Raw genomic sequence first — 13,880 nt, 5'->3', positions numbered from 1 at the left:
CCACGGCGGGGGCGAAGATGACCGCCATGGTCGTCGGCACGGCTCACATTACGCTGCAGATAAAACACGCGTACTCCCGAATGGATGGTTGTCTGGCGATGTCCCGGAACCCGGCGCAAGGCGACAGCCCGCGCTTCTCCGGCACGGTGGCAATGATCGGCCAGACTTGAGGCCGACAATCGGGCGAACAGACCGGGTTTTCTGTCCGAATTCGGTCCATGGCGCGAAAGGGGCGGCGGGTACTCTGCTCGGGCTGAAACTCGGCGCGGACCGCCTGCCTTTCCTGCAGGCATGTGATCAAAGGGCCGCGCCATTGACTGAACCGAGCCAGTCCGGGCCCGGCGCCCCGCGCCGGCGGCCGGCACATGACGACGCCAATGACCACTATCACTTCCATCGAGGCCATGCTGCAGCAACTGCGCGGCCTGCCCCAGGTTGCCTCGGACAACAACGCCAGCCAGTCGGCTGCGCCTGTCGCCGGCGGCGGGTTTGCCGGAGAGCTGCAGCGCTCGCTGGGCCGCATCAACGCCGCCCAGGAACGCGCTTACGGCCAGGCCGAGGCGTTCGAGCTGGGCAAGCCCGGCGTGGCGCTGAATGATGTGATGATCGACCTGCAGAAGGCGAATATCTCGTTTCAGACGGGGGTGCAGGTGAGGAATCGGTTGGTGGCGGCGTATCAGGAAATGATGAATATGGGGGTGTAAGCCGGCCCGGGAACCATGCCAGCGACCCCTGCACCGCGCGAGCGGGCAGGGGTCGTTTGCTTCGCGGCGGTTCCCAGGCGGGCGTCAGAGGCGGAAGTACTCCGCGATCGCCGGTTCCGCGGCGGGCTTGCAGACCAGCTCGCCGCCCTGTCCACCAAACACCAGGCAGTTGCCCGGCGTATCCCGGTTGATCACGCCGACGCCCTGGGCAAGCACCGATCCCGCGCCCACATGGCTGCGCCCGATGATGGCGGAGTTGGGATACATCACCACGCCTTTGCCGATCACCGGCGCCACGCCGTGGTTCTTGCCGACGGTGGAGTTCTGGTAGAGCACCAGGTAGTTGCCGTAGGTGGCCTTGGCCAGCACTATGCCGACCGAATGGCCGATAAAGAACACTTCCGGCATCTCGATCTCATAAAACAGGTCGATGCCGTTGAGCGCCTTGTTCAGCAGGAACAGCCGCGTGCAGGCCTGTGCGTCGCGCTCGTTGCGCCAGATCGTGTTGGCCAGGTAATAGAGGTACTGGCAGTGCTGGCTGGAATGCAGGTAGTTGAAGGTGCCTGGCTTCCACATCTTCACTGCGTCGATGCAGCGGCCGGTGCGTTCCAGCGCCTCGTCCAGGTTGCGCGTGATGACCGGCAGCAGGGCGCCGGCCTGTCCGTCCGGCACCAGCGAGCCGATCTGGTTGCAGGTATAGGCCGCCAGGCTGGCGCGGGTCTGCCCGATCAGTTCCATCGTTGAATCTCCTCAAGCCGTGCGTCCACCACGTCGCGTACGTCGCGCGGGACGACGTTGAGCGCATGCAGCCGTTTTACGCTGCACTGCGCCGCGGATTGCGGTGCGGACGCGCGCGCCAGCTCGACCGACCAACCGTGCCGCGCAAACACGGCGGCCAGCTCGGCGTTGGACACGTTGGCGCCGCTGGCCACGTTGAAGATGCCGGTGGCGGGTGTCTCGCACAGTGCGACCAGCGCCGCCACCACGTCATTGAGATGGATGTAGTCGCGCACGAACCCGGCATCAGTCTCCAGGCGGAACACCCGTTCGCGCGCGGCGCGCTGCAGCCACTCGGACAGGAAGCCGGGCGCGTCGTCGTCCCAGTCGAACACGCACGACAGTCGCGCCACGGCGGCACGGCCCGGCGCCTGCGTCAGGCACAGGTTTTCGCCGAGCGCCTTGGACAGGTCATAGAGCGCACGGGGGTTGATCGGGTCGAGCGTCAGCGGCTCGGCCTCGTCGCCGGCCGCTAGCGCGCCGCTGTCATAGAGCCGCGTCGACGACAGGTAGACCAGGTGCGCGAAGTGGCCGGCACGCAGCACGTCTGCCAGCAGGCCGACATGCGCCTGCACCGTGTCGAACGGGCGCGCCGCGTAGTCAGCGGTCAGCCCGGCGCAGTAGTAGACCTTGCCCAGGTCGCGTGCCAGCAGCTCGGGATCGCCCCGCTGTGGGACATAGACGTTGCGCCCGGCACGGCGCAGTGTGTCGACCAGGCGCCGGCCGACAAAGCCGGCGCCGCCGATGACAGTGCAATGCATGACGTGCGGCGCTCAGTGGATCGGGTGGTGCAGCGCCGGGTCGCGGTGCCACAGCAGCTTCGGGCTGACGCCGGGGCACAGCGCGAAATCCGCCGAGCGCAGGATGGCGGGGTCCTTGACCGCCACCATGTTGAAACCATGCGGCGGGCCATCGAGGTAGATGTTGTCGACCGGCACCAGCTCGATCGGCCGGCCCTGCATGTCGACATTCGAATTGAAGTCGCGCACCGCATACACGTGGTAACCGTAGCGCGCCAGTTCGCGCACGATTTCGGCATTCTGCAGCCCCTGGCTCCAGTCGACGTAGTGGCGATGCACCTCGAATACCAGGTTGGGCGCCTCGCCGGCCGGGCGCGCCAGCTGCCTCGTGGCGCCGCGGAACACGTTGAGCTCGGCGCCTTCGATATCCAGCATGATCAGGCTGAGCTTGTCGATGCCTTGCTGCGCGCAGTAGTCGTCGACGGTGATGGTGGCGAAGCTGGACGAGTTTTCGTCAACTTCTGCCCCCGCCTCGGCGCGTTCGGCATGCGCGAACGAGTCGTGGCCCACCAGCCGCAGCTGCGAGGTGCTGTCGGACCACAGCCCCAGGCGCCAGCTCCGGATATTGCCGACCGCGTTCAGCTCGGCATTGCGTCGCAGCATGCTCAGCTGGTCGGGATTCGGCTCGAACGCATGGCAGGTGCCGCCGGCCTGCGCCAGCCGGCGCGCCATCAGCACCACCTGGTCGCCGAAGTAGGCGCCGCCCACTACCGCGTGGCCGCCCTGCGCGGACAGTGCCAGCAGCAGCTTGGTGGTCTGCGGCTCCCACACGTGGTCCGGCTGTTCCGGCGTGCTCATCAGGAAGTCGCGGGCGATCTTGGTGCGGTACAGGAACTCGAACACGGTGCCGTCGGCCAGCGTCTTGCGCAGGCGCGTGGCCTCGGTGTGCAGCGCGTCCACGATCGGGCCGGTGATGTCATCGCGCACGCTGCCGGCATAGCCGCCGAAGTCCTGCTCGATGGCCTTGCACAGCGCGATGACCTTGTCGCGGGCGGTGGCGTTGCTGGCGACTGCCTGCAGCGCGGCGGACAACTTCTGGAATGCTTCGGTGCTCATGGTGTCTCGGCGGATAGGTTCGGTAGAAGGTGGAATCAACGCTGCGCCTGCTCGTCCAACTCGGCCAGCGTCGGCAGCGCGAGATCCTTGGGCGAGATCAGCCGGTGCTCGCAGTCCGGCCAGGCAAGGCCGATATCGGGGTCGTTCCAGCGCAGGCCGCGGCTGCTGTGCGGATCGAAGGGCACCGTCATCTGGTAATACACCTCCGACAGCGCGGTCAGCGTCTGGAAGCCGTGGGCCACGCCTTTGGGGATATAGACGGCGCGCTGCGACTGCGCCGACAGCTCGAAAGCCTGCCATTGCAGGTAGCTCGGCGAATCGCGGCGCAGGTCGACGATCACGTCATGGATGGCGCCGGTGGTCACGCGCACCAGCTTGTCCTCGGCGGCGGCGCCGGCCTGGAAATGCATGCCGCGCAGGATCCCCGCGCGCGTGTTGCGCGAGACGCTCTGCTGCACGAAGCACGCGTCCAAGCCGTGCCGGGCGAATGCGTCGGTGCAGACGGTGCGGGCAAAGAAGCCGCGCTCGTCGTGCAGCGGCTCGGGGTCGACCAGCCAGGCGCCGTCGATGCGGGTCGGCGTGAAGATCATGGATGGACCACCGTCTGCGGAATGGCGGTGACGAACCGGCCGCCCCAGCTACGGATCCCGGCCATCTGCTGCATGATCTCGTCGCGGATATTCCAAGGCAGGATCAGCAGGTAGTCGGGCCGGCGCTCGTCAATGGCCTCGGGCGCCAGCACCGGGATGCGCGTGCCCGGCAGCAGCTTGCCCTGCTTGGCCGGGTTGCGGTCCACCACGAAATCGACCAGGTCGGCCCCCGCGCCGCAGTAGTTCAGCAGGGTGTTGCCCTTGGCGGCTGCACCATACGCGGCAACGCGCTTGCCGGCGCGCCTGGCATCGATCAGGAAACCCAGCAGGTCGCGCTTGGCCTGGCGCACGCGTTCGGCAAAGGCTGCATAGCGGGCTGTCGAAGCCAGCCCGGTAGCCTTCTCTTCGTCGAGACAGGCCTGCACCGCGGCCGTGACTGCGTGGCTCGCGCCGATCTGGCAGGCGTACAGGCGCAGGCTGCCGCCGTGCGTGCTCAGGTGTTCGATGTCGAAAGCGCGCAGGCCGGCGTGTGCCAGCACCGGCATCAGCGCGGTCAGCGACAGGTAGGAATAGTGCTCGTGATACAGCGTATCGAACTGGTTCTCGTCCAGCAGCCGCAGCAGGTGCGGGAATTCCAGCGTGACCACCCCTTCGGGCTTGAGCACCACCGGCATGCCGGCGACGAAGTCGTTGATGTCCGGCACATGCGCCAGCACATTGTTGCCCAGCAGCAGGTCAACCTGCCAGCCGTCGGCGGCGAGTGCGCGCGCGCTGTCGGCGCCGAAGAACACTTCGCGCGTCTGCACGCCCTTGTCGCGCGCCGCTGCTGCGGTATTCGCCGTTGGCTCGATTCCCAGGCACGGCACGCCGGCCTGCACGAAGTACTGCAGCAGGTAGCCGTCGTTACTGGCGATCTCCATCACGCGGCTGTGCGGGCCCAGCGCAAAGCGCTCGCGCATCGCGCTGACATAGCGCCGCGCATGCGCCAGCCAGGACGTCGAATACGACGAGAAGTAGACGTAGTCGTCATGGAAGTGCGCCGCCGCCGGCGTGGCGTCGCGCAGCTGCACCAGCCAGCACTGGCCGCAGACCATGGCGTGCAGCGGATAGAAGGTCTCGCCCTGAGCGGCATGCTCGGGGCGGATAAAGGCATTGGAGATCGGCGACAGGCCGAGATCCACCACAGTCTGTTCGAGCGGCGCGCCGCAGGCGCGGCAGGCCGGTTGGATCGCGAGGTCGGGGTTCATGCGGCGTCAGGTTGCGGTGCGGGTCAGGCGCAGAACGCCTCGATCTGTTGTTCGGTGATGGCGCGGGCCTGGCCGGGCTCGCGCAGCACGCGGCGATACCAGTCGGCGGTTTCGGCCAGCGCCTGTTCCAGGCGCCAGCGCGGGCGCCACGCCAGCATCTGGCGCGCGCGGGCGCAGTCCAGCAGCAGCAGGCCCGCTTCGTGCGGGCCATTGACTTGCGGCTGGGGCATCCAATGCAGTTCCGGCCAGTGCTGCTGCAGGCCGGACAGCACCGTGCCCACCGAGACATTGTCCGCACTGTCTGGCCCGAAATTGAAGGCGGTGGCAAAGTCCTGCTCGCCCGCCACCAGCCGCGATGACAGCAACAGGTAGCCGTAGAGCGCCTCCAGCACGTGTTGCCAGGGGCGCGTGGCGTCCGGATGCCGGATCTGCAGGGTGGCGCCGGCGACCGCGGCGCGTGCGGCGTCGGGGATCAGCCGGTCGGCGGACCAGTCGCCGCCGCCGATCACGTTGCCGGCGCGCGCGGTGGCCAGAAGCACGCCGCGCCCGGCAAGGAAGGACTGGCGGTAGCTGGCCGCCACCAACTCGGCCGCGGCCTTGCTGGCGCTGTAGGGATCATGACCGCCGAGCGCATCGGTCTCGCGGTAGCCCCACGGCCATTCCTTGTTCTCGTAGCACTTGTCGGTGGTGACGACCACCGCCGCGCGCACGGTATCGCAATCGCGCACGGCGTCGAGCACGTTGGCGGTGCCGACCACGTTGGTGGACCAGGTCGCAAGCGGATCCCGATAGCTGGCCCGCACCAGCGGCTGCGCCGCCAGGTGCAGCACCAGTTCGGGCCGGGCCGCGCGCATCGCGGCGCGCAGCGACACGGTGTCGCGGATATCGCCGACGGTGTGCGCGACCATGGTGTCGCCCACGCCGGCCAGCGCGAACAGGCTGGGGTTGGTCGCTGGCGCCAGCGCGTAACCGCTGACCTTTGCCCCCAGGCGCGCCAGCAGCAACGCGAGCCATGCGCCCTTGAAGCCGGTGTGGCCGGTCACGAAGACGCTCAGACCGCGATAGCAGCCAAAACTCCCCGGGAGCCCGGAACGCGGGTCGATCACCATGTCTTCCACGGCGCGGCGCCGGATTGCCACAGGTCTTCCAGCAGGTTCTTCTCGCGCAGCGTATCCATCGGCTGCCAGAAGCCGCGGTGCTCGAACGCCACCATCTGCCCGCTGGCCGCGAGCTTGCGCATCGGGGCTTCTTCCCAGCTGGTGTGGTCGTCCTCGACCAGGTCGATCACGTCGGGATGCAGCACGAAGAAGCCGCCGTTGATCCAGGCGCCGTCGCCGCGCGGCTTCTCGGTGAAGCCCACCACCTTGTCGTTGTCGCGCTCGAGCGCGCCGTAGCGGCCGGGCGGCTGTACCGCGGCTACGGTGGCACGCTTGCCGTGCGCGCGGTGGAACGCGATCTCGGCGGAGATGTCGATGTCCGAGACGCCGTCGCCATAGGTGAAGCAGAACGGCTCGCCGGGAGTCAGGTAGGAGCGCACGCGGCGCAGGCGCCCGCCGGTCAGGGAGTCCTCGCCGGTGTCGACCAGCGTCACGCGCCACGGCTCTGCCTTGCGCTGGTGCACGGTCATGCCGTTCTCGCGCATGTCGAAGGTGACGTCCGACATGTGCAGGAAGTAGTTGGCGAAGTACTCCTTGATGACGTAGCCCTTGTAGCCCAGGCAGACCACGAACTCGTTGACGCCATGCGCCGAGTACATCTTCATGATGTGCCAGAGGATCGGCTTGCCGCCGATCTCGATCATGGGCTTGGGGCGCAGGTGCGACTCTTCCGAGATGCGGGTGCCGAGGCCGCCGGCGAGGATGACTGCCTTCATACTGGTACCTCGGCGGCTTCCGGTGCCGCCGCGGCCTGCGTTTTCACTTCGATCCCCAGGATCTCGAACACCGATGGCACCGGCGACGCTTCCAGCGTTTCCAGCATCAGGCCGAACTGCTCGTGCAGCAGTTGCGCCAGCGAGGACTTGTCCAGTTTGCCCTCATCGAGCCAGTGTGCCAGCAGGCGATAGAGGGGCAGCGCATAGGGGCGCATGCCGATACCCTCGACCAGCAGCTCGATGGCATAGGCCTTGTCGCCGCTTTCATATTCGGTGATGGCCAGCGCGTAGGCGACCATCCAGTGCCGGTACCAGCTCGAGGTCAGGTTTTCCAGCAGGTTGCGCAGCGGCGTGTATTCACGCTGATGCAGGTGGGCCGCCACCGACAGCACGATATCGTTGTAGCCGTGCCAGGTGCCGCCGAAATACACGCCCTGCGCCGGCGACAATTCGCGCGGCGGCACCGGCTTGGCCGGGGCGACCAGTTCGCCCAGGCGTTCTTCCAGCCACGCCGCGAAGCCGGCGGCATCGCACATCGCGCTCTGTTCGGCGCGCTGGCGCAGCGACAGGCGCAGTGCATTGAGCTGCTCGACGTCGTCGGCCAGTGCGCAGGCCACTTCGACATAGCGTTGCGGGGTGTCGCAGATCAGTTCGTCCAGGCCGGTGGCGTGCAGGAATGGCGCCGACACGCGCTGGTGGAACATGCCGCCCGCCAGCGAGACGACGGGCACGCCCATCCACAGCGAGTCGCAGGTGGTAGTGCCGCCGGTGACCGGCGTGGTGTCCAGGGCGATGTCGATGCGGTGATAGGTCAGGTACTGGTTTGCGCTGGAGCGCGCTACCAGTTCTACCCGTGAGGTGTCGATGCCGTGGGCGCGCAGGCGTTGCTCCATGCGTTCGCGCAGGCTGGGCTGGTCCAGGCCGCTGGCCTCGATCAGCAGGCGGCTGCCGGGGCAGTTGGCCAGCACCGCGCTCCAGAGGTCCAGCGTGGGTTTCGTCAGCTTTGCCATGCCGTTGCAGGAGCCAAAGGTGATGTAGCCGTTGGCCAGTGCCGGCGTCTCATTGACGCGGTAGCGCGGCTCGTAGATGGCCAGCGGGTTGCTGACCAGCGGATGGTAGGCGCAGAACACCGGCGCGCGCAGCAGCGTTTCGGTGTAGTTGTCGTCGCAGCCGTCGGGGTCGCCGATGCTGTCGGTGACGCGATACCCGATCTGCTTCATGCCGGTGGTGCCTGGATAGCCAAGCCAGGTCAGCTGCACCGGCGCCAGTTCGTGGACCATATAGGTCAGCGGCGAAGCGCCGGCGTAGCCGCCGAGGTCGATCAGCGCGTCGAGCCCGGCGCTGCGCACCTGCGCCACGACCTCGGCTTCGCCCAGGCGCGAGACGTCGAGGAACTCGTCGGCATACTGGCGGATCTTCTCGGTGACGCGGTCCTGCGAAGGATTCAGCGACACCAGCACCAGTTCGAAGCGGCTGCGGTCCAGGTTGGCAATCAGCGGGATCAGGAAGTAGGCGCAGGCATGCAGGCGCAGGTCATTGGAGAAGATGCCCAGGCGCACCCGGCCCGGGCGCGCCTGCCAGGGAGCACCCGCGGCGGGCGACTGGCTGGCCAGTGCTTCGGCCCAGGCCTGCGTTTCCGCCTTGATCCGGGCGGCGTCGATGCGATGGTCGTACAGACATGCGAACAGCAGGTTGGTGCGGTTGTGGCGATGAGCCGGTGCGATCGCGCAGGCCTTGCGGAAGTAGGGGATGGCCTCCACCGATTCGCCCGTCTCACGCATCGCGGAAGCGTAGTTGCCCAGCGCGGCGGGATCCTCGGGCGTCAGTTGCAGCGCGCGGGCGCCGGCCTGGCGCGAGCCTTCGTAGTCGGCCAGCCGGTACAGCACCGACGCGTACTCCTGCCACACGCCGTCGCCCTTGGGATCGATATCCAGGCTCATTTTCAACACCTTGGCGGCGCGCTTGTACTGGGCGCGCTGGACTTCGATCAGGCCCAGCAGGGCCAGCACGCGGGCATGCCGCGGGTATAGCTGCGCGGCCAGCTCCGCCGCGGGCTGGGCTTCTTCGATGCGGCCCAGGTTCAGCAGCGACGCCGCCTTGATGAAATGCAGGTCGCCGGAGCGTATGCCCGTGCTCTCCGCCTGCGCAAGGGTGCGCATCGCCCCCGCAAAATCGCCGGCCTGGAATTCTGCGCGCGCCTTGTCGAGCAGGCGTTGCGGCGGGGCGGCGGCGGGGATATGGCGAGGCATTGCGGCGGTCTCCGGTGACGAGGTATGGGCCATTGCCGCGCATGACGGGGCAAGGCTAGGGGAATGTAACAAACGGTTCCTCGCATCACCGGCGGAAAAACAGGCCCAAATCGCGCCTATTTCTCGGGGCTGGAAGGAGGGTGCGGCGGGCGGCGGGCAGCATCCGCCGCGTGCGGCCGCGCGACTTATGGCGCCGGCGCGTCGGCCGTGACGCTTTCCAGTTCGTACAGCCACGCCAGCAGCTCGGCCACCGCCACATAGAGCTGCGGCGGGACATTGCTGTCCAGGTCGACCTGCATCAGCAGGTTGACCAGCGTGGGTGAATCATGGATATAGACGCCCGCCTCTCTGGCGCGGGCGATGATGGCCTCGGCGGTCACGCCATAGCCCTTGGCGACGACGCGCGGCGCCTTGTCGCTGTGCCGGTAGGTAAGCGCGATGGCCGCGCCGCGGTCCTGGCTGGATTCACTCATGGGTTGGCTCCGGCGTCGTCCTGCGTCTGCACGTTCAGGCGCTGCAACGGGATGCCTTGCGCTTCCAGCCGGCTGCGCAGCAGCGGACGTGCGGCGATAAAGCGCGCGGCAATATCGGTTTCGGCGGTGGCCACGCGCGCTTCGAGGCCGGACGGGCCGAGCGTCAGCAGCACCTCGACCGTGCCCAGGTTGGGCAGTTGCAGCCGCAGGCGGCTCGACCACGGCCGGCTGGCATCGTCCGGCGCGGCGCCGCCGGCGTCGGAGTCGGCGCGGCGAACCTCCCATGCCATCGGCACGCCGGGCCAGGCCTCGCCGGCAAAGCGGAACTGCTGCGTGGCCAGCAGTTCCAGCTGCTGGCGCACCACGCCCTCGGTGGCGGGATGGATGGCGGGGCCGGCAGGCGCGGACTGCCTGGCGGCATCGGCGGCAGCGGCATCGCCCGGATCGGCGGCGCGCGACGCATGCGCCGCGAGCGCGTCGGGCACCGGGGCACGCGCGGCATCGGCGGTGGCCTGGTAGGCCCGCGTTGCCATCGATGCCACGGACGGGCGCGGCGGCGCGGCGTCGGCCGCGGCCTCGCGACTGTATGGCGCGGTGGAGCCGGCGCCCTGGCGCACGCCCTGTTCGGCGGGCGCATGGCTGTGCGCCACGCGCGGATCGCGCGGCGACGCCAGCGCTTCGGCCAGCACCTGCGAGGCAGGGATCAGGGGCGGTGCCGAAGGCCTGGGCGGTTCGGCGCCGGGCGCGGTGCCGTTGTAGGTCAGCAGCGCGGAGGGCGGCGCGTTGCCGGCCGGCGCTTGTGGCTGGGCCACCGCAGCCGATGCGGCTGGCCGTGGCACGCTTGCCTGCGGCTCCTGCCGGATGCCGGGCAATGCGCGCGCGCCGGCGACCCACTCCGCCAGGTGCGATTCATAGAAGAGCCCGCTCTGGCCCACCGCATTGGCCAGCGCCGCGGCCGCCGCTTGCGCGGAGGCCGGCGTGGGCGCGCTGCCCAGCAATGGCGCCGCAGGGCGGACCGGCTGGGCCTCGATGCCGTCCATCACCGCCAGGATGGCGCGCGCGGCCGCGCTCAGCGATTCCCGCGTCGAGGTGCCCGGCAGCAGCCCGGCCTGGCCCGGTACGCCGTTCGGCCCGGCGGCCTGCTGGCTGTGGCGGATCGCCTGGCCGGTGGAGTTCTGGACATTCGACTCCGTGGCCTCGGGCACGGGCTGGAGCGCGGCGAGTTTGTCGATCACCAGCGCCGTGCGCAGCTGTTGCGGGTCCGGGGCCTGACCGGGTGCCAGGCCTGGAGGCAGATGGATGCCGGTCATACGGGTCGGAGGAAATGCAGGCGGGGTGGAAGACGCGCGCGACGGACCCGGTGGCCCGCCGCGGTCGGCCTGACGTTGTCGTCAGGCGATCGTCAGGCTGTAGCGCCGTAAGCGGCGGACAATTCGAACTGGCGGCGCGAGCTGGTCAGCATGTCGCCAAGCTTCTTCAGCTGCGGTACGGCCAGGTCGCGGATGCGGGCATCGTAGGTCAGGATGCGGTCCAGCAGCTGGTACCGGCGCATGCGCTCCGAGTCGGAGAACGGCGCGTCGTGGTCCAGCTGGCGCAGGCGGTCCACCCGCGCCAGGTAGCAGCGCTGGAGTTCCGTGACCTGGTCCCAGTCGGCGGCCTGGGCAGCCTCCAGCATGCGTGCAGACAGCGCGAGGATTTCCTCGTAGCAGGTGACGATCGGGGAAAACTCAGGGAGGGAAGCCATTTCAGTTGTCCTGTAAGGCGGGCTGCCGGTCGGAGCCCTGGGCCGTGTCATCGATCTGCGCCCAGGCCGAGGCCAGGCTTTCGAGCAGGGCATCGACCTCGGCCAGCAGGGCCGCGTCGCTGCGCAGGTTGGCCAGCATCAGCCGGCGCACCATGTATTCATAGAGGGATTCGAGATTGGCAGAGATCTCGCCGCCGGCCTCGTGGTCCAGCACCGCGCGCAGCCCGTTGTCGATGATGTCGATCGCCTTCGAGATGGCGTTGCCGCGCGCCGGCACGTCGCCGCCCTCCAGGTGGAACTTCGCCCGCGCGATGGCAGCGCGGGCGCCGTCGTACAGCATGGCGATCAGCTTGTGCGGGCTGGCGCTCATGGCACCGGTCTGGACGCCCACCTGGGCGTAGGCGTTTGCGGCTTGGCGGGCGAACATGGCTGGCTTCCTCTGGCTTGCGGTGTTTGCGCTGGGCGCTTACTTCGTCGTGGTGTTGTTCAGCGCGGAGAACTGCTGCGTCAGGTAGCTGCTGGTGCGGTTCATCTGCGCGACCAGCAAGTCCAGCTGTGTGAACTGGGCCTTGTAGCGTTCCACGGTGGCGTTGACGCGATCCTCCACGCGGTTATAGTTGTCCTCCAGGCCCTTCAGCGTCTTGGTGATGCCGTCCTGGGCCGCCTTGAGCGCGCCGTCGGTCTTGCTCAGGCCATCGATATAGTCGCTCGCCTGCTTGCCCAGGCCGCCGGCATTCGCGGTGCTGGAGAACATGTTCGTGACGCCGCCCAGGTTGGTATTCAGCGCCTTGGTCAGCTTGGTGTCGTCCAGCTTCATGGTGCCGTCCTTTTCGAACGTGACACCGATGTCGATCAGGGTGACCTTGCCGCCATTGCCGTCGTCCATGGCGCCGCCCAGCATCGAGCGCAGGCGCGACTGGATCGCACGCAGCGTGGTGTCGCCGGTCAGCGCCGCGGAGGTGCCTGCGTCGGTATCGAAGGCGGTCAGCGACTTGGCCGTGCTCTGGATATTGTTGTACGCGGTGACAAAGCCCTGGATGGCGGCCTTGATCGCCTCGTTGTCGCGCGTGACCACCAGCGACGTGGTGCCGGTCTTGGCCAGGTTCATGGTCACGCCCTGGGCCGCGTCCACTACCGTGTTGCTCTGGCTGACCACGTCGATGCCGTTGATCTTCAGCGTCGCGTTGGCCGGCGGCACCTTCTGCTCCATCTTGTTGACGCCGGCCGCTGCGGCCGGGTCGAAGGCGATCACGTTGTTCAGTGCCGCATCGGTCGACGACACGCGCATGGTGGCCTGCGTGCCGGTCTTGTCGGAGGTCAGCACCAGGCGGTAGGGGCTGGCGCTGCCGTCGTTGACGATGCTGGCGGTCACGCCGATGCCGGCCTTGTTGATGGCGTCGCGCATGCCTTCGAGCGAGGACCCGGCCGGGATCGTGACCTTCTTGGTGCTGGTTGCCGCGCCGCCGGTGGCAAGGGCCTCGCCGAAATCGAACACGATCTCGCCGCCGCCGATCGCGGCCTTCTGGTCGGCAACGTTGCCGCTGACCAGTGACTGCGCAGTGGCGAGCGTGTTGACGGTGATACTGTAGTTACCGGGCACCGCGTTGGCGGCAGTCGTCACGGACATCACGTCGGCCGAGCCCACGGCGGCCTTGACCGCGCCGAAGGTGGCGGCGTCGGACAGCTTCTTGGCCGCAGCCTGGTAGGCGGACAGCACGCTCTGCACCTGGCTGTAGGCCGACAGCTTGGTCTGGTAGCTCTTGGCCTGGTTGGTGATCGCGGTGAGCGGCGCCTGCTCAGCCGTCTGCAGGTTCTGCAGCAGCGTGTTCAGGTCCAGGTTGGAACCGATGCCGAGGGAGGAGATCGTTGCCATGCTTGTCGTGCCTCTTCTTCTTCAACTGTTGTTCGGGTGCGCTGCGCCGGCTTGCGGCCCAGGGTGGCTCAGGCCGCCTGGCTGACGAACAGCCCCTGCAGCTTGTCGATGGCGCGGGCGACGCGCAGCACCTCTTCGGTGGGCATCTGCCGGATCAGTTCGCCGGTTTCCCTGTCGATCACCTTGGTGATGACGCGGTGCGTAGTGTCGTCGATCTCGAAGCGCAGGGCGATCGACGTAGTCTTGAGCGCATCGACCAGTTCGCCGATGGCGGCGCCCGCCTCCACGGTGTCGGCGGCGTCCGCGGCTAGCGTAGCCGGAGCGGCGGCGTCATCCCGGCGAACGGCCTGGCCGGCGCTACGCACCGGGGCCACGGAAGCGACCGCGCCCGCCAGCACATCGGATGGCAGGCGCATTGCGCTCGGGTTCACTGTCGGGGAAGGCGCCATGGTCTGCTCCGTCCGGGTTGGCGTGGTTCACATTCGGTTTGAAAC

Annotated in this window: 16 protein-coding genes; 2 read left to right on the top strand and 14 right to left on the bottom strand. The window is 68.2% G+C overall.

Going from position 1 to position 13,880, the window contains the following annotated elements; genetic code table 11:
* Nucleotides 1–17 precede the first annotated feature (17 nt).
* Both ABNX08_RS31275 and fliE read left to right on the top strand, forming a co-directional pair.
* Nucleotides 18–170 (top strand): hypothetical protein, encoded by a 153-nt coding sequence (locus ABNX08_RS31275; protein WP_349607271.1) that lies wholly within the window; start codon nt 18–20, stop codon nt 168–170.
* Nucleotides 171–377: 207 nt separating this feature from the next.
* Nucleotides 378–704, top strand: a complete 327-nt coding sequence (gene fliE, locus ABNX08_RS31270; RefSeq protein WP_022539672.1) for a flagellar hook-basal body complex protein FliE — start codon at nt 378–380, stop codon at nt 702–704.
* An 84-nt stretch (nt 705–788) separates the two neighbouring features.
* On the opposite strand, the gene ABNX08_RS31265 is transcribed toward fliE, so the two are convergent.
* The 14 genes from ABNX08_RS31265 to ABNX08_RS31200 form a co-directional block, all read right to left on the bottom strand.
* Nucleotides 789–1,442, bottom strand: coding sequence for a hypothetical protein (locus ABNX08_RS31265; RefSeq protein ID WP_022539671.1), 654 nt, complete (start codon nt 1,440–1,442; stop codon nt 789–791).
* A complete protein-coding gene (locus ABNX08_RS31260; protein ID WP_022539670.1) occupies nt 1,433–2,242 on the bottom strand; it encodes an NAD(P)-dependent oxidoreductase in 810 nt (269 codons plus the stop codon). The genes ABNX08_RS31265 and ABNX08_RS31260 overlap by 10 nt, the downstream gene beginning before the upstream one ends.
* 12 nt (nt 2,243–2,254) lie before the next feature.
* Nucleotides 2,255–3,337 carry an FkbM family methyltransferase gene (locus tag ABNX08_RS31255; protein WP_022539669.1) on the bottom strand — a complete coding sequence of 361 codons (1,083 nt, stop codon included), beginning with the start codon at nt 3,335–3,337 and terminating at the stop codon, nt 2,255–2,257.
* 35 nt (nt 3,338–3,372) lie between these two features.
* Nucleotides 3,373–3,927 (bottom strand): dTDP-4-dehydrorhamnose 3,5-epimerase, encoded by a 555-nt coding sequence (gene rfbC, locus ABNX08_RS31250; protein WP_022539668.1) that lies wholly within the window; start codon nt 3,925–3,927, stop codon nt 3,373–3,375.
* On the bottom strand, nt 3,924–5,174 hold the full coding sequence (locus ABNX08_RS31245) for a class I SAM-dependent methyltransferase (protein WP_022539667.1): 1,251 nt from the start codon (nt 5,172–5,174) through the stop codon (nt 3,924–3,926). Before ABNX08_RS31245 ends, rfbC begins: the two co-directional genes overlap by 4 nt.
* 23 nt (nt 5,175–5,197) lie before the next feature.
* The gene (rfbG, locus tag ABNX08_RS31240) at nt 5,198–6,283 is read right to left on the bottom strand and encodes a CDP-glucose 4,6-dehydratase (protein ID WP_051370038.1); all 1,086 of its coding nucleotides are present in this window, start codon (nt 6,281–6,283) and stop codon (nt 5,198–5,200) included.
* Entirely contained in the window at nt 6,277–7,047 is a 771-nt protein-coding gene (gene rfbF, locus ABNX08_RS31235) for a glucose-1-phosphate cytidylyltransferase (RefSeq protein WP_022539665.1), read from the bottom strand. The genes rfbG and rfbF overlap by 7 nt, the downstream gene beginning before the upstream one ends.
* The gene (locus ABNX08_RS31230; protein ID WP_022539664.1) at nt 7,044–9,296 is read right to left on the bottom strand and encodes a tetratricopeptide repeat protein; all 2,253 of its coding nucleotides are present in this window, start codon (nt 9,294–9,296) and stop codon (nt 7,044–7,046) included. Before ABNX08_RS31230 ends, rfbF begins: the two co-directional genes overlap by 4 nt.
* Nucleotides 9,297–9,481: 185 nt before the next feature.
* A complete protein-coding gene (locus ABNX08_RS31225; protein ID WP_022539663.1) occupies nt 9,482–9,769 on the bottom strand; it encodes an EscU/YscU/HrcU family type III secretion system export apparatus switch protein in 288 nt (95 codons plus the stop codon).
* Nucleotides 9,766–11,079 carry a flagellar hook-length control protein FliK gene (locus ABNX08_RS31220; protein WP_022539662.1) on the bottom strand — a complete coding sequence of 438 codons (1,314 nt, stop codon included), beginning with the start codon at nt 11,077–11,079 and terminating at the stop codon, nt 9,766–9,768. Before ABNX08_RS31220 ends, ABNX08_RS31225 begins: the two co-directional genes overlap by 4 nt.
* A 92-nt stretch (nt 11,080–11,171) precedes the next feature.
* A complete protein-coding gene (locus tag ABNX08_RS31215; protein ID WP_022539661.1) occupies nt 11,172–11,513 on the bottom strand; it encodes a flagellar protein FliT in 342 nt (113 codons plus the stop codon).
* A gap of 1 nt (nt 11,514) precedes the next feature.
* Nucleotides 11,515–11,940 carry a flagellar export chaperone FliS gene (fliS, locus tag ABNX08_RS31210; RefSeq protein ID WP_022539660.1) on the bottom strand — a complete coding sequence of 142 codons (426 nt, stop codon included), beginning with the start codon at nt 11,938–11,940 and terminating at the stop codon, nt 11,515–11,517.
* 39 nt (nt 11,941–11,979) lie between these two features.
* Nucleotides 11,980–13,386, bottom strand: coding sequence for a flagellar filament capping protein FliD (fliD, locus tag ABNX08_RS31205; RefSeq protein WP_022539659.1), 1,407 nt, complete (start codon nt 13,384–13,386; stop codon nt 11,980–11,982).
* A 68-nt stretch (nt 13,387–13,454) separates the two neighbouring features.
* A complete protein-coding gene (locus tag ABNX08_RS31200; RefSeq protein ID WP_022539658.1) occupies nt 13,455–13,835 on the bottom strand; it encodes a flagellar protein FlaG in 381 nt (126 codons plus the stop codon).
* Between the last annotated feature and the right edge of the window lie 45 nt (nt 13,836–13,880).

Source organism: Cupriavidus sp. DF5525, assembly GCF_040149425.2.
GTDB lineage: Bacteria > Pseudomonadota > Gammaproteobacteria > Burkholderiales > Burkholderiaceae > Cupriavidus > Cupriavidus pickettii_A.
This window is presented reverse-complemented; position numbering and strand designations above follow the sequence as displayed.

Coding starts and splice junctions, on each gene's coding strand:
- ABNX08_RS31275 (WP_349607271.1), top strand. CDS start 18: ATGACCGCCATGGTCGTCGGCACGGCTCACATTACGCTGCAGATAAAA.
- fliE (WP_022539672.1), top strand. CDS start 378: ATGACCACTATCACTTCCATCGAGGCCATGCTGCAGCAACTGCGCGGC.
- ABNX08_RS31265 (WP_022539671.1), bottom strand. CDS start 1,442: ATGGAACTGATCGGGCAGACCCGCGCCAGCCTGGCGGCCTATACCTGC.
- ABNX08_RS31260 (WP_022539670.1), bottom strand. CDS start 2,242: ATGCATTGCACTGTCATCGGCGGCGCCGGCTTTGTCGGCCGGCGCCTG.
- ABNX08_RS31255 (WP_022539669.1), bottom strand. CDS start 3,337: ATGAGCACCGAAGCATTCCAGAAGTTGTCCGCCGCGCTGCAGGCAGTC.
- rfbC (WP_022539668.1), bottom strand. CDS start 3,927: ATGATCTTCACGCCGACCCGCATCGACGGCGCCTGGCTGGTCGACCCC.
- ABNX08_RS31245 (WP_022539667.1), bottom strand. CDS start 5,174: ATGAACCCCGACCTCGCGATCCAACCGGCCTGCCGCGCCTGCGGCGCG.
- rfbG (WP_051370038.1), bottom strand. CDS start 6,283: ATGGTGATCGACCCGCGTTCCGGGCTCCCGGGGAGTTTTGGCTGCTAT.
- rfbF (WP_022539665.1), bottom strand. CDS start 7,047: ATGAAGGCAGTCATCCTCGCCGGCGGCCTCGGCACCCGCATCTCGGAA.
- ABNX08_RS31230 (WP_022539664.1), bottom strand. CDS start 9,296: ATGCCTCGCCATATCCCCGCCGCCGCCCCGCCGCAACGCCTGCTCGAC.
- ABNX08_RS31225 (WP_022539663.1), bottom strand. CDS start 9,769: ATGAGTGAATCCAGCCAGGACCGCGGCGCGGCCATCGCGCTTACCTAC.
- ABNX08_RS31220 (WP_022539662.1), bottom strand. CDS start 11,079: ATGACCGGCATCCATCTGCCTCCAGGCCTGGCACCCGGTCAGGCCCCG.
- ABNX08_RS31215 (WP_022539661.1), bottom strand. CDS start 11,513: ATGGCTTCCCTCCCTGAGTTTTCCCCGATCGTCACCTGCTACGAGGAA.
- fliS (WP_022539660.1), bottom strand. CDS start 11,940: ATGTTCGCCCGCCAAGCCGCAAACGCCTACGCCCAGGTGGGCGTCCAG.
- fliD (WP_022539659.1), bottom strand. CDS start 13,386: ATGGCAACGATCTCCTCCCTCGGCATCGGTTCCAACCTGGACCTGAAC.
- ABNX08_RS31200 (WP_022539658.1), bottom strand. CDS start 13,835: ATGGCGCCTTCCCCGACAGTGAACCCGAGCGCAATGCGCCTGCCATCC.